Source organism: Ureibacillus sp. FSL W7-1570 (assembly GCF_038593265.1).
Taxonomy (GTDB): Bacteria; Bacillota; Bacilli; order Bacillales_A; family Planococcaceae; genus Ureibacillus; species Ureibacillus suwonensis.
In genome coordinates, this window is sequence record NZ_CP151979.1 from 2,510,629 (window position 1) to 2,534,795 (window position 24,167).

The window sequence follows — 24,167 nt, forward strand, 5'->3', positions numbered from 1 at the left end:
TAGTCGACTTTATTTTATTTTTTCGGTCCCCATTTTACGGAATGTAACCGGACAAGTGTTTTGTCAATGCAATGGCTATAATCGCTGCAAGTTTTCATCCGGTGAAGGTAATCCATATTCAAAAAGATATATTATCAAAGTTTTATTTTCTCCGTACTTTTTATAATGCCCTTATATCCCTTACTTTTCCTCTCCATTCTTCCTTGAAAACCCCTATTGTAATCAAATAAGCAAACTTCAAAGCGGCTGAACTTGCGGAAGCGAGTATTTTGTTAAGTTATTAAGTAATTCGTCGAACAATTTTTTTTAACTGGAACAGTACTAGACAAATTTTACATTCCCAATTTTTTATAATAGAGCGCAACGATATCTCTAAGGGGGATGGAAAATATGTCAAATATACAAATGCTGAATCAAAAATCAACATGGCAAGATCGGATCAGCCGTTATTCTATTAAAAAGATGAGCGTCATTCTCCATTTATTCTTTTTGTTCTTGGCATTCTTTCTATCGAGAGCGGTTATGTTTGAAGCGGCTGTCCCTTTCCTGTTGCCGTTATGGGCGGTTGTAAGACAAAGATTTGAAAATGAGAAGTGGGCTGTGTTTGTTGGCGGGCTGGCAGGTGCGGTGAGTTTAAGTTTGGGACAAGGGTTCATATTGTTAATTCAGCTATTCATTTATGAATTGTTGATGCGTTTCCGGTATTGGAAGCCACCGACGGCGATTGCCGTAGCCCTTGCCATCTTTTTTGGTCAATTTATGTGGCAGGGAATGGTGCATATGGGCATCCCTCCTTTTATGGTTCAATTGTACGTTTATTATGAAATGATCTTGGCATTCTTTATGACCATCTTTGTGAAGCTGTTTTTTGTTGAGCCATACCGTTTTTGGACTGCTTCATGGAGTTATGAGCGCATCGGAGCGGGATTGGTCATTTTGGCGGTTGTTTTGACCGGGATGCATGCATTTACAATCTCCTATTTTTCGCTTTTTACATTTGTATTGCATTTATCCATTTGCATTGCCGCCATCACTGGAGGAGTGACCGTTGCTTCAAGTGTATCCACCATTATTGGGGCATTGGTGGGGATTTCCGAGCTTTCATTTACAGGGATGATTGCCGTTTATGCGTTGACGGGTGTTTCGAGCGGGCTGTTTAAAGGGATTGGAAGGGCAGGCGTTGTGTTGGGAAGCCTTCTGCCGAGCATTTTTTTCTTTTTTTACGATTCAACGTTGCCGCTTGATAGCGTATATTTTGTGTCGGTATTCATTGCGGGAGTGGTCTTTTTACTATTGCCCCAGAAGATGTTAGACTTTTTGGAGAATATCATCCATCCTAAACGGGATGAAGTGTTGCTGAAACGGCAGGAATGGTTGACAGAACATACGACGGAAAAACTGGAAATGTTCCAGCGTTTTGTCCTGTTCATGAAAGAGTTGGTTTTCGACCACTTCACCTCAACGGAAAATGTGAGCGGAATCCGGAAAATTGAACCTTGCGCCACTTGCATGAGCTGTTTCCGATACGAACGGTGCTGGGGAGAAAAAAATATCGGAATGGATGAAAATATTCGCAGATGGTTCATGGCAAAATCGGGATTGAATGAAGCAGAGCAAATCCGTGCGGAAGAACAAATTAGAGCGAGATGTGTAAAATCGTCAAAATTGTTGGAAGAACTTGATTATCAGTTGTATAACGATAAAATGAATGGGCAATTCTATCATGGGAAAAAAATGATTGCCTTGCAGTTAAGGGATTTAAGCAATCATCTAAATAAATTGATGGAAGATATGAAAAACGAGACACTATCTTTTAAAACGGTCGAGGAAGAATTAAGCCAGGAGTTTAAAAGGGCAAATATTGATTGTTTCCAAATTGACGTTTTAAATAACACATTGGGCGAACGGGTGATTGTCTGCTCCTTTGTGAACACCCAAAATAAAGATGATCTGTATTTATTGTGTGAACGGGTGATTCTTCCGGTGCTTTATGAAGTATTTTCCGAACCGTTCCAAGTGGATCGGATTTCAAATCATAAGACACCATTTGCTCACTTCCAAGTGAGATTTCGCTCTGCCGTTCGCTACAAAATTCAGTATGATATATATAGCAAAGCAAAAAATTCGAATATCGTTTCCGGAGATTCTCATGCCATCTTCCACATCCATCCGGGGCTGGTGGCTGTGATGTTATCGGATGGCATGGGGCAAAGCCGTGAAGCTAAACGGGAAAGCAGACGATTAGTAAGGTTGATGAGGGAATGTTTGAGCTATAATATGAATCCGGAGACAGCGATGCATACGCTTCATTACGTGTTGAGCTTGAACCGTGAAGTGGATATGTATGCAACGATCGATTTTGCACTGGTGGATTTGCAAAAGGGAGAATTATGGTCTTGGAAAGCGGGCAGCATGTCCACATATATTTTGAGGGGAGAGCGGCTGATCAAAGTGGAAGGTTCATCGGCACCGGTCGGTTTCATGCCTGTCTTTTCCATAGAGACGGAAAAGGTGAATTTGCTTGCGGATGATTATGTTGTAATGGTCTCTGACGGCCTGTTCTCCAGCAAATACGATTGGGATGAACAAGAACAGTATTTTGTAACATTATTAAAATCAAAAATCCGTTTGGGCATGCCAATAGAAGCGCTTCTTTACGATGTGATGGACAGTTATCGGAGCGAATACGAAGTGGAAGACGACTGTACGGTGATTATATTCAATGTTTCCCACGTGGCGCCAAAATGGGCTGTATTTAGTCCGGTCAGTTAATAAAAATCAATTGGGGTGAGAAGATGGCGACTTTTGAAAAGAAAGTGGAAAAATATATCGAGGAGCAGCAATTGGTCGAAGCGGGGGACCGTCTTCTCATCGCGTGTTCCGGCGGCATCGATTCCATGGGGTTGCTTCATTTTTTCATTCATTTCCAAAAACATTGGAAAGTGGAATTGTATGTGGCCCATGTGGACCATATGCTAAGAGGAGAAGTCTCCTACGAAGATCGGCAATTTGTGGAGCAGTTTTGCAAAGATCGGAATATTCCTGTTTTCAGCACGAGCATACCTATTCCGGAATTGTTGGCGAAAGAGGGAGGGAACTCCCAAGCCGTTTGCCGCAGAGAGCGCTACGCTTTTTTTGCGGAAATCATGAAACAACATCAAATCAATAAATTAGTAACTGCCCATCATGCGGATGACCAGTTGGAAACGATGCTGATGTCATTAACGAGGGCCGGAAGCGTCAACGGGTTCAAAGGGATATCTTCAAAACGGCCATTTACGGTCGGCACGGTCATCCGTCCTTTTTTAAAAGTGACAAAAGAGGAAATCGGAAAATATTTGATGGAGAAAGGCGGGACTTTTCGGGAAGATGCGAGCAATTTGAAAGATGATTATACCCGTAATCGGTTCCGCCACCATATTATTCCATTAATGAAAAAGGAGAATCATCAGGTTGCCATTCATGCGGCTGAACTCGCCCAGAATCTGCAGCAAGATGACGAGTATTTGAATGAACTTGCCAAAAGCCGCTTCTCTTCTGTTGTTGAAAACATCGGGGAGCGCTTTGTATTACATATTGATCGGCTTCAAAAAGAGCCACTTGCTTTACAAAGAAGAATCATTTTAATACTATTAAACTATCTTTATCATCATTCAGACGCCAAAAATTTTGCTATTTCCCGCGAAATTCTGGAATTGTGTAAGTCACAGGAAGGGAACGCAACGATTCATTTGCCGGATCAATATGTTGCAAACCGAAGTTATGGAATCATTACATTCTTTCAACGAAAGACATCTGAAGGAGAACAATATCCTTGTTCAATAGAAATGGGAGAGTGGAATGTTTTCAACGGTTTTCGTGTATACATAGGAAAACTCCCGGAAGACGCCGGCATTCAACAAAATGAAGCGGTAGTTTATTATTGCAATTCCAACACCATTACCTTTCCCCTCAAAGTGCGGATCCGGAAAGAAGGGGATCGAATTCAGTTAAAAGGAATGTTTGAACCAAAACGTATATCCCGCCTCTTTATAGATGAAAAAATCCCTTTAATTGAAAGAGATACTTGGCCTATTCTTGTCGATTCAAATGATGAAATCCTAGCGGTATTGGGTGTTCGGGTAAACCATCGCTTTTCAAAAAAGAAAAGGGCTGATGATGATATGGTAATGATCGTAGAAAAAAAAGATCCTTATAATAAATAAGGTTTATTTTAAATATTTTTTAAAAATGGCTATAATTCTTCTTAAGAGCAATTAACACGAAATTTTCATCCGTGTTGGTGAGCTATTTTTATCACAGTTTTGAAATTGTTATTCATGCTAGGAGGAACACTATGATTCAAAATGATATCGAAAAAATATTAATTACGGAAGAACAAATCCAAGAACGGATCAAAGAGATAGGCGTCCAATTAACCGAAGAATATAAAGATAAATTTCCGTTGGCCATTGGTGTACTAAAAGGCGCGGTTCCTTTTATGACGGATTTGATGAAACGTTTCGGTTCATACATTGAAATAGATTTTATGGATGTTTCAAGCTATGGTAATGCAACGGTGTCTTCGGGAGAGGTAAAAATATTAAAAGATTTGAATACGAGCGTTGAAGGCCGGGATGTCATCATTATCGAGGATATCATCGATAGCGGATTAACATTGAGTTATTTAGTGGACTTATTTAAATACCGCAAAGCCAAATCCATCAAAATCGTGACATTGTTGGATAAACCATCCGGCCGGAAAGTGGATTTAAAAGCGGATATTGTAGGATTCGAAGTTCCGGATGGATTCGTTGTGGGGTATGGTTTGGATTATGCGGAAAAATACCGCAACCTGCCTTACATTGGTATATTGAAAAGCGAAGTATATTCGTTTTGATTTTTATTAATTTTATAAAAAAATTGACAAAAAACCAAAAATGCTACATTATCAGTGCTTTTCATTGTATGATGAAATAATGGTATGTTAAGATTTTACTTATAGTTTTTGTGTCAAGTTGTGAGGAGGCTGGGGATGAATCGAATATTTCGATACACCATACTTTATTTATTGATTTTTCTTGTGGTAATAGGAATTTTTGGCACCTTTAATGGGGGTGCGAATCCTTCAAAAGAGTTAACTTATGGTGAATTCATTAACGCTTTGGAGAATGGAAAAGTAAAATCTTTAAGCATTCAGCCGGATGCGGGTGTTTTTGTTGTAGAAGGTCAGTTGAAAGGTGACGAAGATCAAACGTTCACCGTAAACCTTCCTCAAAATAACCCAGCGCTGATGGAAAAAATAGACAAAGTTGTGGACGAAGCCGTTCAGAACAACCCGGATATTGTTTTTTTGCCAGCCCCTGAAACAAGTGGATGGGTGCAATTCTTTACCGGAATTATCCCATTCATCATCATTATCATTTTATTCTTCTTCCTCTTGAGCCAAACTCAAGGCGGAGGCAATAAAGTGATGAACTTCGGCAAAAGCAAAGCGAAACTGTATGATTCGGACAAGAAAAAAGTTCGCTTTGAAGATGTGGCGGGGGCAGATGAAGAAAAGGCCGAATTGGTCGAAGTAGTGGAGTTTTTGAAGGATCATCGCAAGTTTACGGAAATGGGGGCACGCATTCCAAAAGGGATTTTGTTGGTGGGGCCTCCAGGTACAGGTAAAACATTGCTTGCCCGGGCTGTTGCCGGAGAAGCGGGCGTTCCGTTCTTCTCCATTTCCGGTTCCGACTTTGTGGAAATGTTTGTTGGGGTCGGTGCATCCCGCGTTCGCGACTTGTTTGAAAATGCGAAGAAAAATGCGCCATGTATCATCTTCATTGACGAGATCGATGCGGTAGGACGCCAACGCGGAGCAGGTCTTGGCGGCGGCCACGACGAGCGTGAACAAACATTGAACCAATTGCTTGTGGAAATGGACGGTTTCAGCGCGAATGAAGGTATTATCATTATCGCGGCAACTAACCGGCCAGATATTTTAGATAAAGCCTTATTGCGTCCTGGCCGTTTTGACCGTCAAATTACGGTAGGTTATCCGGACGTAAAAGGCCGGGAAGCGATTTTGAAAGTCCATGCACGCAACAAACCGTTGGCGGAAGAAGTGGATTTAAAAGCGGTTGCCCAAAGAACGCCTGGATTTTCCGGTGCGGATTTGGAAAACTTATTGAATGAAGCAGCCTTAGTCGCAACACGTAAAGGAAAACGAAAAATTTATATGGATGATATCGATGAAGCAAGTGACCGTGTAATTGCCGGTCCAGCCAAAACAAGCCGTGCCTATACGCCGAAAGAGAAAAAACTTGTTGCCTATCATGAAGCGGGTCACGTTGTGATCGGTTTAACGCTCGATTCTGCTGAAAAAGTCCATAAAGTAACCATTGTTCCGCGTGGCCAAGCGGGCGGTTACGCAATCATGCTTCCGAAAGAAGAGCGTTTCTTCCAAACAAAAGAAGAATTGTTGGACCGCATTACGGGATTGCTTGGCGGTCGTGCAGCAGAGGATATTGTATTGGGAGAAGTATCCACAGGAGCCCATAACGACTTCCAGAAGGTGACGGATATTGCCCGCCGGATGGTGACGGAATTTGGGATGAGCGAAAAATTGGGTCAATTGCAATTCGGCTCTTCCCAAGGCGGAAATGTATTCTTGGGCCGTGACTTCAATACGGATCAAAACTATTCTGAGGCCATTGCCTACGAAATAGATAAAGAAATGCAAAAAATTGTAAACGAGCAATATGAACGGGCGAAACAAATTCTGACGGAAAAACGCGACCTATTGGATAAAATTGCTCAAGCGTTGATGGAACACGAAACATTGAATGCGGAACAAATCGAATATTTGAGAGATCATGGCACTTTGCCAGAGAAATCCGATGAGGAAGAAACGATTAAGATTACAACGGTTGAGCCGAAGAAAGAGAATGCGGCTTCCGGTTCCGCACAAGCAAGCATCGAAAAATCCGGATCTGCCCAAATTCATCAAGAGGTGGCCGGCGAAGAAAAAGCTCCTACAACGGATGATTTGCCAAAAGAAAATTCTCCGGATCCGAATGGATTCCATGAAGGGAAAAAAGAATAACCGTTGCTTTCAGTAGTATCAGAAAATTTTCTGATGCTACTTTTTTGTTTCGAAGTTTAATCCTTTTGAGGAAAACAAATGCAATATGGTATGATTTCATCAAACGAAAAATGGAAGTGGTTTTCATGATCTTAGCCATCGATGTGGGAAATTCAAAAATATCTTTGGGCGTTTATAAAAATGATCAATTGATTCATCATTGGAAAATGGAAACGGAGAAAAATAAGACGGCCGATGAATATGCGATGCATTTATATGCTTTCTTTAACTATGAAGGGCTTTCCTTCAATGATATTCGCGGAATCATTATTTCCTCCGTTGTTCCACCCATCATGCACATTTTGGAAGAAATGTGCCGAAAATATTTTCACGTTAAACCGCTTGTCGTTGGACCAGGAGTTAAAACAGGATTAAATATCAAATGCGACAATCCGCGGGAAGTGGGTACAGATCGCATTGTCAACGCAGTGGCAGCCGTTCATGAATATGGAACGAAGCCGCTTATTGTGGTGGATTTTGGAACAGCCATAACCTTTAGTTATATTAATGAAAAAGGGCATTATATGGGTGGTGCCATAGCGCCCGGAGTCACAATCTCTTTGGATGCGTTATTTACAAAGGCATCGAAATTGCCCCGTGTGGAACTTGCAAAACCTGTGGATGTGATCGAGAAAAATACGATCGCTTCCATCCAATCAGGCATTTTCTATGGTTTCCTTGGGCTTGTTGAAGGAATCGTCAATCGAATGAAAGAACATAGCGACAACGACCCGCTCGTCATTGCCACCGGAGGACTTGCGGAATTCTTTTCAAACGAAACGCCGGTGATTGATATAGTGGACAAATTTCTAACATTAAAAGGTTTATATATCATCTACAAAAGAAATCAATAATAGAAGAGAGGACAATTTGCATGCAAGATTATTTAGTAAAAGCGTTAGGATTTGATGGGAAGATTCGCGCCTATGCGGCTGTTTCAACCAATACCGTTGGGGAGGCGCAAAGAAGACATGATACTTGGCCAACCGCAACGGCCGCTTTGGGACGGGCATTGACGGCAGGCGCCATGATGGGATCCATGATGAATGAGGATGATAAAATCACCATTAAAATTGAAGGCGGCGGTCCAATAGGAATCATTTTAATTGACGCCAATGGAAAAGGGGAAGTAAGGGGATATGTAACGAATCCTCATGTGCATTTTCCATTGAACGAAGCGGGCAAATTGGATGTGCGCCGTGCAGTTGGAACACAAGGCAATATTACCATTGTGAAGGATTTGGGGTTAAGAGAGATGTTTTCCGGGCAAACTCCGATTGTTTCCGGGGAAATTGCGGAGGACTTCACTTACTATTATGCGGCATCGGAGCAAATTCCTTCGTCAGTAGGGTTAGGTGTACTTGTGAATACCGACAATTCCGTACTGGCTTCCGGGGGATTCATTATTCAAGTGTTGCCAGGATGCGATGAAGAAACGATTGAGACGATTGAAAATCACTTAAAAACCGTCGAACCGATTTCCAAAATGATCGAGAAGGGTTATACACCGGAACAAATTTTGGAAGCAGTTCTAGGTGAAGGAAATGTAAAAATTCTGGAAACAATGCCAATTTGTTTTAAATGTGAGTGTTCAAAGGAACGTTTTGGAGCGGCGATCATGTCATTAGGTGTGCAGGAAATACAAGAAATGATTGATGAAGATGGCGGAGCGGAAGCGCAATGCCACTTCTGTTTAGAAAAATATCAATATAGCCAAGAGGATTTGGAAGGTTTTATCCGTGAAATACAGTCAAAGAATGAATCAAAATAATATGCAAAAAGTGCCGCTGTCAAAACGTCGTTTAAAAACAAAACCGGTGTTGACTTTACTTGCTATTTTGTTTGCAGGAAATATCTTTTGGTTTGTCCTTTGGTTATTTGCGCTTGGAGATGATGGCGACAATGGCGACAATGAAACCGTTGTCGCCAGCGTCGATGGCGAAAAAATTACACGGCAGCAATGGATGGCTGAAATGGAACGCTATTACGGAAAAGAAACCTTGCAGCGCATGGTGAACGACAAAGTCATGAAGAAGGCTGCGAAAGAATACAACATTGACGTAACTGATGAGGAAATCGATCTGGAATTGTCTTTAATGATTTCATCAAGCGAGATGGATTCGTCAATGCGGCAATTGGGGGAAGATGAACTGAAAAAACAAATTAGATCCCAATTGATCTTGGAAAAAGTATTAACGAAAGATGTCATTATCGATGAAGAAGAAATGGAGAATTATTATAAAGAAAATGCATCGTTATATAATATCCCAGCGACGTACCGCGCAAAATTGATTGTGGTGAATACAAAGGATGATGCAGAAAAAGTATTGAAGGAACTTGATGAAGGCTCAAACTTTTCCGTATTGGCCAGAGAGCGCTCTGTTGAACAAGTGTCAGCAAGTCTGGGCGGGGATATCGGTTATATCACAAAAAACTCAAATGTGGATCCTGCCATTGTGAAAGCGCTTCAACAACTTGAGAAAAGCGAAATCAGCGAACCAGTCTTATTAAGAGATGGGCGGTATGGAATTGTTCAAGTAGATGAAAAGATCGAAGGGAAATCCTTCAAATACAAAGAGGTAAAAGAGCATATTAAAAGAGTTTTGGCGATGGAACAATTGCCATCAACCATTTCCACAGAAATGTTTTGGAAAGAGTTTAATGTAACTTGGTTCTATGGGGAAGAATGAATAATAAAACTTTAATAAATTTTTACAAAATTTCACTGGCATTTTCATTGACAAAAAACAATAATTGTTGTTAATATTAAAACATGAAAACCTATAAACATAGTCGGTATTTGAAAGGGGAACCCGTGATGAGCAAATTATATAATTCTATTACTGAATTAGTAGGTCGTACACCAATCGTAAAATTAAATCATCAAACAACTGAAGATGAAGGAACAGTTTGGGTGAAATTGGAATATTTCAACCCAGGAAGTTCAGTTAAAGACCGTATTGCTTTAGCGATGATTGAAGCGGCTGAAAAAGACGGCCGATTAAAACCAGGCGGCACAATTATCGAACCAACTTCAGGAAACACTGGTATCGGGCTTGCAATGATCGCTGCCGCAAAAGGTTACCGCGCAATTTTAGTAATGCCTGAAACAATGAGTATCGAACGCCGTAAATTGCTTCGCGCTTATGGTGCTGAATTGGTATTAACACCTGGTCCTGAAGGTATGAAAGGTGCCATTGCAAAAGCAACAGCTCTTGCAGAAGAAAATGGTTATTTCATGCCACAACAATTTGAAAACCCTGCAAACGCAGAAATCCACCGTTTAACTACAGGTCCTGAAATTGTGGAAGCATTTGAAAATTCAGGAGTACAATTGGATGCCTTTGTTGCTGGGGTTGGTACTGGCGGTACAATCACAGGTGCCGGGGAAGTGTTAAAAGAAAAATTCCCTAACATTGAAATTATTGCGGTTGAACCTAAAGATTCACCAGTATTATCCGGCGGTAAACCAGGTTCACACAAAATCCAAGGTATTGGTGCAGGCTTCGTACCGGAAGTATTAAATACTGAAGTTTACAATTCTGTATTCCCGGTAGAAAATGAACAAGCCTTCGAAACAGCTCGTAAAGTAGGCCGTGAAGAAGGTATTTTATGCGGTATTTCTTCAGGTGCTGCCATCTACGCAGCAATCCAAACGGCAAAACGCTTAGGCAAAGGTTCCAACGTTCTAGCAATTGTTCCATCTAACGGTGAACGTTACTTATCAACAGCTTTATACAACTTTGAAGACTAATATGAAGAAAAATCGGCATTGTCCTTTTTGGATGATGTCGATTTTTTTTTGCAAAATTTTAATTGGATATTGCACGGGAAATTTTGGGTGTTTCATCCAAGGGCGAAGAGAAAAAGTATTAAGTCCTTCTTCTACGGAAATGGTATACTTGTTTCGAATGAATTTAGGACGAAGAATGATTTGGGGTGCGTTTTTCATGTTATCGAAATATCCTAAACCGTTAATGATTAATAATATAGAGCTCGATTATACAAAAGAGACTTTCGTGATGGGGATTTTAAATGTGACGCCGGATTCATTTTCTGACGGAGGGAAGTACAATTCCCTTGATGCAGCTATAGAGCATGCCAAACAAATGGTGCAAGATGGCGCGAAAATCATTGATGTCGGCGGTGAGTCGACCCGTCCTGGATATACCCGCATTTCGGATGAGGAAGAGATTGCCCGTGTCGTTCCGGTCATAAAAGCATTGAGAGAAGAAGTACCGGCCATCATATCCATTGATACTTATAAATCGGCTGTTGCCCGGGCTGCCATTGAAGCGGGTGCGCATATCATTAATGACATATGGGGTGCAAAGGCGGATCCGGAAATGGCCAAAGTCGCTTCCCAGTATAACGTTCCCATCATTTTGATGCACAATCGGGAGGATGCGAATTACACCAATTACTTTGAGGATTTTTTAAATGACTTAAAGGAAAGTATTGAGATCGTCAAAGCTGCCGGCGTGCCGGATGAGCATATCATTCTGGATCCGGGTATCGGCTTTGTGAAGAACTTGCAGCAAAGCATTGAAACAATGCAGCGATTGGACGAGCTCGTCGAATGGGGATATCCGGTGTTGTTAGCCACATCAAGAAAACGGCTGATCGGTACGATTTTGGGACTGCCGTTGCATGAACGGGTTGAGGGTACAGCCGCCACATGTGCATATGGTGTCATGAAAGGTTGCCATATCGTTCGGGTCCACGATGTGAAGGAAGTGGCAAGAACGGTGAAAATGATGGATGCTTTGATGGGAAAATTTGAAGTGAAGGGTGAACTCCCTGAAAGACATTAATTCTTTTAGGAGGAGTGTTATGGATTATATTCATTTGAGAGATATGCAATTTTATGGATATCACGGTGTGTTGCCCGAAGAAACGGTGTTGGGTCAACGGTTCCGGGTGACGGTATCCCTTGCGGTAAATACAAGAAAAGCAGGAGAAACCGACGATTTGCAATATACAGTGAATTATGTGGAAGTGTATGAATTATGCAAATCCATTATGGAAGGAAAACCTTATCAATTGATTGAAGCTGCAGCGGAGGCGATTGCTTCAACCATTTTGGAAAAATACGAAGGACAAGTGTTTGGATGCAAAGTGGAACTCGTTAAACCGGATCCGCCAATTCCAGGACATTATAAGGAAGTGGCGGTCGAAATTGTAAGGGGTCATTACAGTGAATGATGTTTATTTATCTTTAGGAACCAACATGGGAGACCGGGAAGAAAATTTAAAAGCGGCAATTGAATTGCTTCGACGGAAAGCGGGGATTTTTGTCCAAAAGATATCTCCCGTATATGAAACGGCGCCAGTAGGATATGTTGATCAACCCTCCTTTTTAAATATTGCGATTTATGCCCGTACAACTTTAACTCCATTTGAATTGTTGGAAGCGTGCCAGTCCATTGAAAATGAATTGGGGCGCGTAAGGACAATCCGATGGGGACCAAGGACCATTGACCTTGACATTTTATTGTATAATAACGACAATATTGAAACGGAGAATTTAATCATTCCCCATCCGCGGATGTTTGAAAGAGCCTTTGTGCTCGTTCCGCTGAAAGATGTGGCAAGGAAGCCATTCACTGAAAAACTGGTTCAAGCGGAAGCCGCATTAAAGGACATGGATCTTGAAAAAGAAGGCATCCGGAAGTGGAAGGATTCGATCTCTTTGTAACGATGATTGACAACGTGTAATAGCAGGCGTTTATATACAATTGTTCGAACGGAAAGGGGGGACGGCGCGTTGAATGAGAAAAAGCCTTTTCAAATTGGGAATATTGTGATGGCAAACCGCGTGGTGCTGGCTCCAATGGCGGGAGTAAGCAACGTGGCTTTTAGACTCACGGTGAAGGAATTTGGGGCGGGTCTCGTTTACGCTGAAATGATCAGCGATAAAGGATTGGTTACCCGCAACAAGAAAACGTTGGAGATGCTTTATATAGATGAAAGGGAAAAACCGATTGCCCTGCAGATTTTCGGAGGAGAAAAGGAGACCCTTGTGGAAGCGGCCAAATTTGTCGATCAATATACAAATGCGGATATCATTGACATTAATATGGGCTGCCCTGTAAACAAGGTCATTAAATGTGAAGCGGGTGCAAAATGGTTGTTGAATCCGGAAAAAGTGTATGAAATGGTGGCGGCGGTTGTGGATGCGGTGAACAAGCCGGTGACGGTAAAAATGCGCATCGGTTGGGATGATGAACATATCTTTGCTGTTGAAAATGCGCAAGCCATTGAAAGAGCTGGCGGCAGCGCCGTAGCCGTACACGGACGGACAAGGGTTCAAATGTACGAAGGGAAAGCCGATTGGAATGTGATTCGCCAAGTAAAGGAACATGTCAACATCCCAGTCATAGGCAATGGTGACGTGGAAACGCCGCAAGATGCCAAACGCATGTTGGATGAAACCGGCGTTGATGCCGTGATGATCGGTCGGGCTGCGCTAGGAAATCCATGGATGATTTATCGAACAGTGCAATACCTGGAAACCGGCGAGTTGAAACCGGAGCCGTCCGTTCGGGAAAAAATCGATGTTTGTTTATTGCATTTTGAACGCCTCATCCAATTAAAAGGGGAATATGTGGCCGTACGGGAAATGCGTAAACATGCAGCTTGGTATTTAAAAGGAATCCGCGGCAACGGCAATGTTCGAAATGCGATTAATCAAGTGGAAACAGCGGATGAAATGCGTGCCATTTTACTCGGTGTAGTGGAACAATGGGAAGAACAGCCGCAACCGGAGTTTCTGGTTGTATAGAAATTATTCTCAATCTAAATAAAGTATGTGATAAAGCCGTCTCAAAACCTGAGACGGCTTGTACTGAATGTACATCTTTACGCCTTTGATTGTTCTTTTGTCGGTCCCATGACGCCAGGGACAGGCAAACCGGCTTGTCTCAATAATACTTGCATTTGCGCGCGGTGATGGGTTTGATGATCGACCAATGAGCGGAGTATTTCACCAATAGGCGTCGGTTTTCCGAGCATGTCCACTTCTTTTTCCAATGATTCATCCTTTAAGTTTTTTACATTCTTAACAACTTCATCGCTTACTTTTTTATATTCATAGATGATATCTTTTATTGTCTGCGGGGGTGTGGACGGATTAAGCTGTACATTCAACGGCTGACCGATTAAACCGAAGAAGAAAGAAGGGGCATTCGTCAAATGCCAACTTAGGAACTCAAGGGAATTGTGGCCTTCCACAATGGAAACATGTTTTTTATCTTCCGTGATGGATTCCATAATGGCAATGGTTCCGGCACAATTGACTTTCCAATCTTTGATGAAGTCATCAATTTTGCGATACATTGAAAACACCTCCTGAAAAGTATATTATTACTTCTGAATATAAGAACATTATATCCGAAAGTATTTATCTTTTTAATCGTCGGGAAAACGTAAAAAATCTTTCAAAATAGATGAAGAGAAGATAGAAATTGTGTACAATAGAAACATTGTGGACTATGAAAAGAACGTTTTAAAATTTATGAGGAGTGAAAGACGTGTCAAATATTGAAGAATTAAATGATCAGCTTTTGGTGAGACGCCAAAAGTTAAATGATATTCGTGCAAAGGGTATCGATCCATTTGGTCAACGTTTCGAACGCACACACTTGTCTTCTGGGGTTCGCGAAGAATTTGATGCATTTACAAAAGAAGAGTTGGAAGAAAAAGAGAATGAAGTAATTGTTGCTGGGCGTATCATGACAAAGCGTGGAAAAGGGAAAGCCGGATTTGCCCACATCCAAGATGTAGCTGGTCAAATTCAAATTTATGTACGTCAAGATCGGGTAGGGGAAGAAGCCTACGATTTATTTAAACATGCGGATTTGGGAGATATCGTTGGTGTTCGCGGAGTCGTTTTCAAAACAAATACCGGGGAACTTTCCGTAAAAGCGAATGAATTCACTTTCCTATCAAAATCATTGCGGCCAATGCCTGAGAAATTCCACGGGTTGCAGGACGTTGAACAACGCTATCGCCAACGTTATTTAGACTTGATGACAAATCCTCAAAGCAAAGAAACGTTTATTACTCGTTCCAAAATTATTCGTTCAATCCGCAACTTTTTAGATGGACAAGGTTATTTGGAAGTGGAAACACCAATTTTACACACAGTTGCCGGGGGCGCAGCAGCACGCCCATTCATTACCCATCATAATGCCTTGGATATGGATTTATACTTGCGCATTGCACTGGAATTGCATTTAAAACGTTTAATTGTAGGCGGACTCGAAAAAGTTTACGAAATTGGACGAGTATTCCGTAATGAAGGTATTTCAACACGTCACAATCCGGAATTTACGTTATTGGAACTATACGGTGCTTATTTGGATTTCCGCGATATTATGGAGCTTACGGAAAACTTGATTTCCCATGTAGCCCAAGAAGTGCTCGGCACAACAAAAATCCAATACGGGGAAGATGAAATCGACCTTTCACCAGGATGGAAACGGGTGCATATGGTGGATGCCATTAAAGAAGTAACGGGTGTGGACTTCTGGCAACCAATGACACTTGAAGAAGCAAGAAGCCTTGCAAAAGAGCATGGTGTGGAAATTCAAGATATGCATGATGTAGGCCATATCATTAACGAATTCTTCGAGCAAAAAGTGGAGGAAACATTAATCCAGCCGACATTTGTGTACGGTCATCCTGTTGAAATTTCTCCATTAGCGAAGAAAAATGCAGAAGATGAACGTTTCACGGATCGCTTTGAATTGTTCATCGTTCGCCGAGAACATGCCAATGCCTTTACAGAATTAAACGATCCAATCGACCAACGGGAACGTTTCGAAGCGCAATTAGCTGAAAAAGCTGCCGGAAACGATGAAGCACATGAAATGGATGAAGACTTCCTTGAAGCATTGGAATACGGTATGCCTCCAACTGGCGGTTTAGGGATCGGTATCGACCGTTTAGTGATGTTATTGACAAACTCTCAATCTATCCGTGACGTATTACTATTCCCAACAATGCGTCCAAGAGACTGATTGTTTTTAATAGAAAATAATGAGTTATTATGGCTGTCTGGAAACTTCCTAATTTTCCAGACAGCGATTTCTTTTTGCGAACGGGCAGGTCTTGCGGATTTCAATTCAAGACCATCCTTGTTTTCTTTTGACGGATAATAATATTTAAACGATCGCGAATAAATTTTTATAAAGATTTGAATGTTAAGTGAAGGTTTTTTCATAGAGTTGTAATTGAATCGGTTACCTATTAACATAATAGTCAGAGAGCTTTGTTTTTGGTGGATAGCCAAAAATCAATGTTTGATCGATGAAAAATACAAATAAAAAATAGCGAAAAGTGTTGACATCTGATTTTTCGGATGTTATTATATAAAAGCTGTCGCCGATGAAAGTTATTTTAATAAAATGCTTGGCGATTCATAAGAGAACGACTTAAAAAGTTGTTGACATACGAAAGTTTAAATGTTATATTATAAAAGTTGTCTCTATTATAAATGAACCTTGAAAACTGAACACCGAAACGTTAATGTTATAAATTTTCCAATTCGTTGACCCTCGTTGGCGGATTGGATACGGACAAAAGTTTGAGCTAATCAACTTTTCTTTTATGGAGAGTTTGATCCTGGCTCAGGACGAACGCTGGCGGCGTGCCTAATACATGCAAGTCGAGCGGACCAATTAGAAAGCTTGCTTTTTAATTGGTTAGCGGCGGACGGGTGAGTAACACGTGGGTAACCTGCCCTATAGACCGGGATAACTCGCGGAAACGCGTGCTAATACCGGATAACACACCGAAGCGCATGCTTCGGGGTTGAAAGATGGTTCTGCTATCACTATAGGATGGGCCCGCGGCGCATTAGCTAGTTGGTGGGGTAACGGCCTACCAAGGCGACGATGCGTAGCCGACCTGAGAGGGTGATCGGCCACACTGGGACTGAGACACGGCCCAGACTCCTACGGGAGGCAGCAGTAGGGAATCTTCCACAATGGGCGAAAGCCTGATGGAGCAACGCCGCGTGAGCGAAGAAGGTCTTCGGATCGTAAAGCTCTGTTGTAAGGGAAGAACAAGCGCAGCAGTCACTGGCTGCGCCCTGACGGTACCTTACTAGAAAGCCACGGCTAACTACGTGCCAGCAGCCGCGGTAATACGTAGGTGGCAAGCGTTGTCCGGAATTATTGGGCGTAAAGCGCGCGCAGGCGGTCTCTTAAGTCTGATGTGAAAGCCCCCGGCTCAACCGGGGAGGGTCATTGGAAACTGGGAGACTTGAGTGCAGGAGAGGGAAGTGGAATTCCATGTGTAGCGGTGAAATGCGTAGAGATATGGAGGAACACCAGTGGCGAAGGCGGCTTCCTGGCCTGTAACTGACGCTGAGGCGCGAAAGCGTGGGGAGCAAACAGGATTAGATACCCTGGTAGTCCACGCCGTAAACGATGAGTGCTAGGTGTTAGGGGGTTTCCGCCCCTTAGTGCTGCAGCTAACGCATTAAGCACTCCGCCTGGGGAGTACGGTCGCAAGACTGAAACTCAAAGGAATTGACGGGGGCCCGCACAAGCGGTGGAGCATGTGGTTTAATTCGAAGCAACGCGAAGAACCTTACCAGGTCTTGACATCCCGCTGACCGCCATGGAGACATGGCCTTCCCTTCGGGGACAGCGGTGACAGGTGGTGCATGGTTGTCGTCAGCTCGTGTCGTGAGATGTTGGGTTAAGTCCCGCAACGAGCGCAACCCTTGTCCTTAGTTGCCATCATTCAGTTGGGCACTCTAAGGAGACTGCCGTACAAATACGGAGGAAGGTGGGGATGACGTCAAATCATCATGCCCCTTATGACCTGGGCTACACACGTGCTACAATGGGTGGTACAAAGGGCAGCAAACCCGCGAGGGGGAGCGAATCCCAAAAAGCCACTCTCAGTTCGGATTGCAGGCTGCAACTCGCCTGCATGAAGCCGGAATCGCTAGTAATCGCGGATCAGCATGCCGCGGTGAATACGTTCCCGGGCCTTGTACACACCGCCCGTCACACCACGAGAGTCTGTAACACCCGAAGTCGGTGAGGTAACCCTCCGGGAGCCAGCCGCCGAAGGTGGGACAGATGATTGGGGTGAAGTCGTAACAAGGTAGCCGTATCGGAAGGTGCGGCTGGATCACCTCCTTTCTAAGGATATAAACGGAAAACATTAACGTTTTGGGTTCAGTTTTGAAGGTTCATGCCTTCAATCAAGAGTTTTGTTCTTTGAAAACTGGATAAACGACATTGAAAGCAAGAAATTTACTGTAAAGTTCTTACGCTTTTCTGATAGAAAAGCAAACCATCAAGGGTTACGAGGCGCAAGCAAATCGTAAGCCGTAAGGTTAAGTTAGTAAGGGCGCACGGTGGATGCCTTGGCACTAGGAGCCGATGAAGGACGGGACTAACACCGATATGCTTCGGGGAGCTGTAAGTAAGCTTTGATCCGGAGATTTCCGAATGGGGCAACCCACTGCTCGTAATGGAGCAGTATCTTAACGTGAATTCATAGCGTTAAGAGGGCACACCCAGGGAACTGAAACATCTAAGTACCTGGAGGAGAAGAAAGAAACATCGATTCCCTGAGTAGCGGCGAGCGAAACGGGAACAGCCCAAACCAAGAGGCTTGCCTCTTGGGGTTGTAGGACACTCTATACGGAGTTACAAAAGGATGGGTTAGACGAACCGTTCTGGAAAGGACGGCCGTAGAAGGTAACAGCCCTGTAGTCGAAAATCCATCCTCTCCAGAGTGGATCCTGAGTACGGCGGAACACGTGAAATTCCGTCGGAATCCGGGAGGACCATCTCCCAAGGCTAAATACTCCCTAGTGACCGATAGTGAACCAGTACCGTGAGGGAAAGGTGAAAAGCACCCCGGGAGGGGAGTGAAAGAGAACCTGAAACCGTGTGCCTACAAGTAGTCAGAGCCCGTTAACGGGTGATGGCGTGCCTTTTGTAGAATGAACCGGCGAGTTACGATTACGTGCAAGGTTAAGTCGAGGAGACGGAGCCGCAGCGAAAGCGAGTCTGAATAGGGCGAAAGAGTACGTGGTCGTAGACCCGAAACCAGGTGATCTACCCATGTCCAGGGTGAAGGTGAGGTAACACTCACTGGAGGCCCGAACCCACGCACGTTGAAAAGTGCGGGGATGAGGTGTGGGTAGCGGAGAAATTCCAATCGAACTTGGAGATAGCTGGTTCTCTCCGAAATAGCTTTAGGGCTAGCCTCGCGTAACGAATACTGGAGGTAGAGCACTGTTTGGACTAGGGGCCCACCTCGGGTTACCGAATTCAGACAAACTCCGAATGCCAGCTATTTAGACGCGGGAGTCAGACTACGAGTGATAAGATCCGTGGTCAAGAGGGAAACAGCCCAGACCACCAGCTAAGGTCCCAAAGTAACCGTTAAGTGGAAAAGGATGTGGCGTTGCTTAGACAACCAGGATGTTGGCTTAGAAGCAGCCATCATTTAAAGAGTGCGTAATAGCTCACTGGTCGAGTGACGCTGCGCCGAAAATGTATCGGGGCTAAACGGTTCACCGAAGCTGTGGATTCGTGCTTCGCACGAGTGGTAGGAGAGCGTTCTAAGTGCGCAGAAGTCAGACCGGAAGGACTGGTGGAGCGCTTAGAAGTGAGAATGCCGGTATGAGTAGCGAAAGATGGGTGAGAATCCCATCCACCGAATGACTAAGGTTTCCTGAGGAAGGCTCGTCCGCTCAGGGTTAGTCGGGACCTAAGCCGAGGCCGAAAGGCGTAGGCGATGGACAACAGGTTGATATTCCTGTACCACCTCCCCGCCGTTTGAGCAATGGGGGGACGCAGGAGGATAGGGAAAGCACGCCGTTGGTCGCGCGTGTCCAAGCCGCAAGGCGGGGAAGTAGGCAAATCCGCTTCCCGTAACGCCAAGCGGTGATGGGGAGCCTCTTAGGAGGCGAAGTTCCTGATTTCACACTGCCAAGAAAAGCCTCTAGCGAGGCGGGAGGTGCCCGTACCGCAAACCGACACAGGTAGTCGAGGAGAGAATCCTAAGGTGAGCGAGAGAACTCTCGTTAAGGAACTCGGCAAAATGACCCCGTAACTTCGGGAGAAGGGGTGCTCATTGGGGTGCAAGCCCCGATGAGCCGCAGTGAATAGGCCCAGGCGACTGTTTATCAAAAACACAGGTCTCTGCAAAACCGCAAGGTGACGTATAGGGGCTGACGCCTGCCCGGTGCTGGAAGGTTAAGAGGAGGAGTTAGCGCAAGCGAAGCTCCGAATTGAAGCCCCAGTAAACGGCGGCCGTAACTATAACGGTCCTAAGGTAGCGAAATTCCTTGTCGGGTAAGTTCCGACCCGCACGAAAGGCGTAACGATCTGGGCACTGTCTCAACGAGAGACTCGGTGAAATTATAGTACCTGTGAAGATGCAGGTTACCCGCGACAGGACGGAAAGACCCCGTGGAGCTTTACTGTAACCTGATATTGAATTTCGGTGCAACTTGTACAGGATAGGTAGGAGCCGTAGAAGGGGGAGCGCCAGCTTCCCTGGAGGCGCCCTTGGGATACTACCCTGGTTGTACTGAAATTCTAACCCGCAAGCCTGATCGGCTTGGGAGACAGTGTCAGGTGGACAGTTTGACTGGGGCGGTCGCCTCCCAAAAGGTAACGGAGGCGCCCAAAGGTTCCCTCAGAATGGTTGGAAATCATTCGCAGAGTGTAAAGGCATAAGGGAGCTTGACTGCGAGACCTACAAGTCGAGCAGGGTCGAAAGACGGGCTTAGTGATCCGGTGGTTCCGCATGGAAGGGCCATCGCTCAACGGATAAAAGCTACCCCGGGGATAACAGGCTTATCTCCCCCAAGAGTCCACATCGACGGGGAGGTTTGGCACCTCGATGTCGGCTCATCGCATCCTGGGGCTGTAGTCGGTCCCAAGGGTTGGGCTGTTCGCCCATTAAAGCGGTACGCGAGCTGGGTTCAGAACGTCGTGAGACAGTTCGGTCCCTATCCGTCGTGGGCGCAGGAAATTTGAGAGGAGCTGTCCTTAGTACGAGAGGACCGGGATGGACACACCGCTGGTGTACCAGTTGTCTTGCCAAAGGCACAGCTGGGTAGCTATGTGTGGACGGGATAAGTGCTGAAAGCATCTAAGCATGAAGCCCCCCTCAAGATGAGATTTCCCATTGCATAAGCAAGTAAGATCCCTCAAAGACGATGAGGTAGATAGGTCCGAGGTGGAAGCACGGTGACGTGTGGAGCTGACGGATACTAATCGATCGAGGACTTAACCAAAAGAAATGCTTTCAATGCCGTTATCCAGTTTTGAAGGAACAAAAATTATTTAAAAAAAACACTTGTAATTCGTTAATAAAGTGTTATAATAATTCATGTTCCAAATTAAATAGTCTAGTGACGATGGCAAAGAGGATACACCCGTTCCCATACCGAACACGGAAGTTAAGCTCTTTAGCGCCGATGGTAGTTGGGGGCTTCCCCCTGCGAGAGTAGGACGTCGCTAGGCTATCAGATGGAGGATTAGCTCAGCTGGGAGAGCATCTGCCTTACAAGCAGAGGGTCGGCGGTTCGATCCCGTCATCCTCCACCATACGTGCCGGTGTAGCTCAATTGGTAGAGCAACTGACTTGTAATCAGTGGGTTGAGGGTTCGATTCCTTTCGCCGGCACCATCATGAGCCATTAGCTCAGTGGTAGAGCATCTGACTTTTAATCAGAGGGTCGAAGGTTCAAGTCCTTCATGGCTCACCATTTAATATTGCGGGTGTGGCGGAATTGGCAGACGCACTAGACTTAGGATCTAGCGCCTTACGGCGTGGGGGTTCGACTCCCTTCACCCGCACCATATTTTAATTTATGCGGAAGTAGTTCAGTGGTAGAACACCACCTTGCCAAGGTGGGGGTCGCGGGTTCGAACCCCGTCTTCCGCTCCAAAAAGCCGGGGTGGCGGAATAGGCAGACGCACAGGACTTAAAATCCTGCGGTAGGTGACTACCGTACCGGTTCGACTCCGGTCCTCGGCACCAACATGAAGATGAAGCGCCAGTAGCTCAATTGGATAGAGCGTCTGACTACGGATCAGAAGGTTGTGGGTTCGACTCCTGCCTGGCGCGCCATAAAAGAAAAGGGACCGGGAAGTAGCTCAGCTTGGTAGAGCACTTGGTTTGGGACCAAGGGGTCGCAGGTTCGAATCCTGTCTTCCCGACCATTGTTATGTTGGGGCATTAGCTCAGCTGGGAGAGCGCCTGCTTTGCACGCAGGAGGTCAGCGGTTCGATCCCGCTATGCTCCACCATGAACCTTGAAAACTGAACACCGAAACGTTAATGATATAAATTTTCCAATTCGTTGACCCTCGTTGGCGGATTGGATACGGACAAAAGTTTGAGCTAATCAACTTTTCTTTTATGGAGAGTTTGATCCTGGCTCAGGACGAACGCTGGCGGCGTGCCTAATACATGCAAGTCGAGCGGACCAATTAGAAAGCTTGCTTTTTAATTGGTTAGCGGCGGACGGGTGAGTAACACGTGGGTAACCTGCCCTATAGACCGGGATAACTCGCGGAAACGCGTGCTAATACCGGATAACACACCGAAGCGCATGCTTCGGGGTTGAAAGATGGTTCTGCTATCACTATAGGATGGGCCCGCGGCGCATTAGCTAGTTGGTGGGGTAACGGCCTACCAAGGCGACGATGCGTAGCCGACCTGAGAGGGTGATCGGCCACACTGGGACTGAGACACGGCCCAGACTCCTACGGGAGGCAGCAGTAGGGAATCTTCCACAATGGGCGAAAGCCTGATGGAGCAACGCCGCGTGAGCGAAGAAGGTCTTCGGATCGTAAAGCTCTGTTGTAAGGGAAGAACAAGCGCAGCAGTCACTGGCTGCGCCCTGACGGTACCTTACTAGAAAGCCACGGCTAACTACGTGCCAGCAGCCGCGGTAATACGTAGGTGGCAAGCGTTGTCCGGAATTATTGGGCGTAAAGCGCGCGCAGGCGGTCTCTTAAGTCTGATGTGAAAGCCCCCGGCTCAACCGGGGAGGGTCATTGGAAACTGGGAGACTTGAGTGCAGGAGAGGGAAGCGGAATTCCATGTGTAGCGGTGAAATGCGTAGAGATATGGAGGAACACCAGTGGCGAAGGCGGCTTCCTGGCCTGTAACTGACGCTGAGGCGCGAAAGCGTGGGGAGCAAACAGGATTAGATACCCTGGTAGTCCACGCCGTAAACGATGAGTGCTAGGTGTTAGGGGGTTTCCGCCCCTTAGTGCTGCAGCTAACGCATTAAGCACTCCGCCTGGGGAGTACGGTCGCAAGACTGAAACTCAAAGGAATTGACGGGGGCCCGCACAAGCGGTGGAGCATGTGGTTTAATTCGAAGCAACGCGAAGAACCTTACCAGGTCTTGACATCCCGCTGACCGCCATGGAGACATGGCTTTCCCTTCGGGGACAGCGGTGACAGGTGGTGCATGGTTGTCGTCAGCTCGTGTCGTGAGATGTTGGGTTAAGTCCCGCAACGAGCGCAACCCTTGTCCTTAGTTGCCATCATTCAGTTGGGCACTCTAAGGAGACTGCCGTACAAATACGGAGGAAGGTGGGGATGACGTCAAATCATCATGCCCCTTATGACCTGGGCTACACACGTGCTACAATGGGTGGTACAAAGGGCGGCAAACCCGCGAGGGGGAGCGAATCCCAAAAAGCCACTCTCAGTTCGGATTGCAGGCTGCAACTCGCCTGCATGAAGCCGGAATCGCTAGTAATCGCGGATCAGCATGCCGCGGTGAATACGTTCCCGGGCCTTGTACACACCGCCCGTCACACCACGAGAGTCTGTAACACCCGAAGTCGGTGAGGTAACCCTCCGGGAGCCAGCCGCCGAAGGTGGGACAGATGATTGGGGTGAAGTCGTAACAAGGTAGCCGTATCGGAAGGTGCGGCTGGATCACCTCCTTTCTAAGGATATAAACGGAAAACATTAACGTTTTGGGTTCAGTTTTGAAGGTTCATGCCTTCAATCAAGAGTTTTGTTCTTTGAAAACTGGATAAACGA

Annotated in this window: 14 protein-coding genes, 9 tRNA genes and 4 rRNA genes; 26 read left to right on the forward strand and 1 reads right to left on the reverse strand. The window is 45.1% G+C overall.

The window, feature by feature from the left end:
* The first annotated feature begins 390 nt into the window (after positions 1 to 390).
* The 12 genes from NST13_RS12545 to dusB all read left to right on the forward strand — a co-directional run bounded on the left by NST13_RS12545 (position 391) and on the right by dusB (position 13,892).
* Positions 391 to 2,772 (forward strand): SpoIIE family protein phosphatase, encoded by a 2,382-nt coding sequence (locus NST13_RS12545; protein ID WP_342580714.1) that lies wholly within the window; start codon positions 391 to 393, stop codon positions 2,770 to 2,772.
* A gap of 23 nt (positions 2,773 to 2,795) precedes the next feature.
* Entirely contained in the window at positions 2,796 to 4,205 is a 1,410-nt protein-coding gene (gene tilS, locus NST13_RS12550; protein ID WP_342580715.1) for a tRNA lysidine(34) synthetase TilS, read from the forward strand.
* Between the two features lie 131 nt (positions 4,206 to 4,336).
* Positions 4,337 to 4,879, forward strand: a complete 543-nt coding sequence (gene hpt, locus NST13_RS12555; protein ID WP_342580716.1) for a hypoxanthine phosphoribosyltransferase — start codon at positions 4,337 to 4,339, stop codon at positions 4,877 to 4,879.
* A gap of 135 nt (positions 4,880 to 5,014) precedes the next feature.
* Positions 5,015 to 7,069 (forward strand): ATP-dependent zinc metalloprotease FtsH, encoded by a 2,055-nt coding sequence (gene ftsH / locus NST13_RS12560; RefSeq protein WP_342580717.1) that lies wholly within the window; start codon positions 5,015 to 5,017, stop codon positions 7,067 to 7,069.
* 125 nt (positions 7,070 to 7,194) lie between these two features.
* Positions 7,195 to 7,962: a type III pantothenate kinase gene (locus tag NST13_RS12565; RefSeq protein WP_342580718.1), complete on the forward strand. Its 768-nt coding sequence runs from the start codon at positions 7,195 to 7,197 to the stop codon at positions 7,960 to 7,962.
* A gap of 20 nt (positions 7,963 to 7,982) precedes the next feature.
* Entirely contained in the window at positions 7,983 to 8,879 is an 897-nt protein-coding gene (gene hslO / locus NST13_RS12570) for an Hsp33 family molecular chaperone HslO (RefSeq protein ID WP_342580719.1), read from the forward strand.
* Positions 8,848 to 9,798, forward strand: coding sequence for a peptidyl-prolyl cis-trans isomerase (locus NST13_RS12575; protein ID WP_342580720.1), 951 nt, complete (start codon positions 8,848 to 8,850; stop codon positions 9,796 to 9,798). The genes hslO and NST13_RS12575 overlap by 32 nt, the downstream gene beginning before the upstream one ends.
* 128 nt (positions 9,799 to 9,926) lie before the next feature.
* Complete coding sequence (cysK, locus tag NST13_RS12580) at positions 9,927 to 10,862, forward strand: cysteine synthase A (protein ID WP_342470672.1); 936 nt, start codon at positions 9,927 to 9,929, stop codon at positions 10,860 to 10,862.
* A gap of 196 nt (positions 10,863 to 11,058) precedes the next feature.
* The gene (gene folP / locus NST13_RS12585; RefSeq protein WP_342580721.1) at positions 11,059 to 11,922 is read left to right on the forward strand and encodes a dihydropteroate synthase; all 864 of its coding nucleotides are present in this window, start codon (positions 11,059 to 11,061) and stop codon (positions 11,920 to 11,922) included.
* Between the two features lie 19 nt (positions 11,923 to 11,941).
* Positions 11,942 to 12,313, forward strand: coding sequence for a dihydroneopterin aldolase (folB, locus tag NST13_RS12590; RefSeq protein WP_342580722.1), 372 nt, complete (start codon positions 11,942 to 11,944; stop codon positions 12,311 to 12,313).
* Positions 12,306 to 12,806 (forward strand): 2-amino-4-hydroxy-6-hydroxymethyldihydropteridine diphosphokinase, encoded by a 501-nt coding sequence (gene folK, locus NST13_RS12595; RefSeq protein ID WP_342470669.1) that lies wholly within the window; start codon positions 12,306 to 12,308, stop codon positions 12,804 to 12,806. Before folB ends, folK begins: the two co-directional genes overlap by 8 nt.
* 69 nt (positions 12,807 to 12,875) lie before the next feature.
* The gene (dusB, locus tag NST13_RS12600; protein ID WP_342470668.1) at positions 12,876 to 13,892 is read left to right on the forward strand and encodes a tRNA dihydrouridine synthase DusB; all 1,017 of its coding nucleotides are present in this window, start codon (positions 12,876 to 12,878) and stop codon (positions 13,890 to 13,892) included.
* A gap of 77 nt (positions 13,893 to 13,969) precedes the next feature.
* Here the strand turns inward: dusB and NST13_RS12605 are convergent, their stop codons facing one another.
* On the reverse strand, positions 13,970 to 14,446 hold the full coding sequence (locus NST13_RS12605; protein ID WP_342580723.1) for a DinB family protein: 477 nt from the start codon (positions 14,444 to 14,446) through the stop codon (positions 13,970 to 13,972).
* A 185-nt stretch (positions 14,447 to 14,631) separates the two neighbouring features.
* Here NST13_RS12605 and lysS point away from each other — a divergent pair, with 185 nt between their 5' ends.
* The 14 genes from lysS (at position 14,632) to NST13_RS12675 (ending at position 24,070) form a co-directional block, all read left to right on the forward strand.
* Positions 14,632 to 16,131 carry a lysine--tRNA ligase gene (gene lysS / locus NST13_RS12610; RefSeq protein ID WP_342470666.1) on the forward strand — a complete coding sequence of 500 codons (1,500 nt, stop codon included), beginning with the start codon at positions 14,632 to 14,634 and terminating at the stop codon, positions 16,129 to 16,131.
* A gap of 586 nt (positions 16,132 to 16,717) precedes the next feature.
* Positions 16,718 to 18,270 (forward strand): 16S ribosomal RNA (locus NST13_RS12615).
* A 195-nt stretch (positions 18,271 to 18,465) separates the two neighbouring features.
* Positions 18,466 to 21,392: ribosomal RNA gene (locus tag NST13_RS12620) — 23S ribosomal RNA — on the forward strand.
* 113 nt (positions 21,393 to 21,505) lie between these two features.
* Positions 21,506 to 21,621 (forward strand): 5S ribosomal RNA (gene rrf / locus NST13_RS12625).
* Between the two features lie 8 nt (positions 21,622 to 21,629).
* Positions 21,630 to 21,705, forward strand: a tRNA-Val gene (locus NST13_RS12630).
* A gap of 5 nt (positions 21,706 to 21,710) precedes the next feature.
* Positions 21,711 to 21,786: transfer RNA gene (locus NST13_RS12635), tRNA-Thr, on the forward strand.
* Positions 21,787 to 21,790: 4 nt separating this feature from the next.
* Positions 21,791 to 21,865, forward strand: a tRNA-Lys gene (locus tag NST13_RS12640).
* A 9-nt stretch (positions 21,866 to 21,874) separates the two neighbouring features.
* Positions 21,875 to 21,959 (forward strand) — tRNA-Leu (locus tag NST13_RS12645).
* 13 nt (positions 21,960 to 21,972) lie between these two features.
* Positions 21,973 to 22,047: transfer RNA gene (locus tag NST13_RS12650), tRNA-Gly, on the forward strand.
* Positions 22,048 to 22,051: 4 nt separating this feature from the next.
* Positions 22,052 to 22,140, forward strand: a tRNA-Leu gene (locus NST13_RS12655).
* A 13-nt stretch (positions 22,141 to 22,153) separates the two neighbouring features.
* Positions 22,154 to 22,230 (forward strand) — tRNA-Arg (locus tag NST13_RS12660).
* A gap of 15 nt (positions 22,231 to 22,245) precedes the next feature.
* Positions 22,246 to 22,322 (forward strand) — tRNA-Pro (locus tag NST13_RS12665).
* Between the two features lie 10 nt (positions 22,323 to 22,332).
* Positions 22,333 to 22,408: transfer RNA gene (locus tag NST13_RS12670), tRNA-Ala, on the forward strand.
* Positions 22,409 to 22,517: 109 nt separating this feature from the next.
* Positions 22,518 to 24,070: ribosomal RNA gene (locus tag NST13_RS12675) — 16S ribosomal RNA — on the forward strand.
* The 16S, 23S and 5S rRNA genes sit together here with 9 tRNA genes alongside, the layout of an rRNA operon.
* Positions 24,071 to 24,167 lie beyond the last annotated feature (97 nt).

Excerpts from the sequence above, each read along its gene's own strand:
- NST13_RS12545 (WP_342580714.1), top strand. The coding sequence starts at position 391 with ATGTCAAATATACAAATGCTGAATCAAAAATCAACATGGCAAGATCGG.
- tilS (WP_342580715.1), top strand. The coding sequence starts at position 2,796 with ATGGCGACTTTTGAAAAGAAAGTGGAAAAATATATCGAGGAGCAGCAA.
- hpt (WP_342580716.1), top strand. The coding sequence starts at position 4,337 with ATGATTCAAAATGATATCGAAAAAATATTAATTACGGAAGAACAAATC.
- ftsH (WP_342580717.1), top strand. The coding sequence starts at position 5,015 with ATGAATCGAATATTTCGATACACCATACTTTATTTATTGATTTTTCTT.
- NST13_RS12565 (WP_342580718.1), top strand. The coding sequence starts at position 7,195 with ATGATCTTAGCCATCGATGTGGGAAATTCAAAAATATCTTTGGGCGTT.
- hslO (WP_342580719.1), top strand. The coding sequence starts at position 7,983 with ATGCAAGATTATTTAGTAAAAGCGTTAGGATTTGATGGGAAGATTCGC.
- cysK (WP_342470672.1), top strand. The coding sequence starts at position 9,927 with ATGAGCAAATTATATAATTCTATTACTGAATTAGTAGGTCGTACACCA.
- folP (WP_342580721.1), top strand. The coding sequence starts at position 11,059 with ATGTTATCGAAATATCCTAAACCGTTAATGATTAATAATATAGAGCTC.
- folB (WP_342580722.1), top strand. The coding sequence starts at position 11,942 with ATGGATTATATTCATTTGAGAGATATGCAATTTTATGGATATCACGGT.
- NST13_RS12605 (WP_342580723.1), bottom strand. The coding sequence starts at position 14,446 with ATGTATCGCAAAATTGATGACTTCATCAAAGATTGGAAAGTCAATTGT.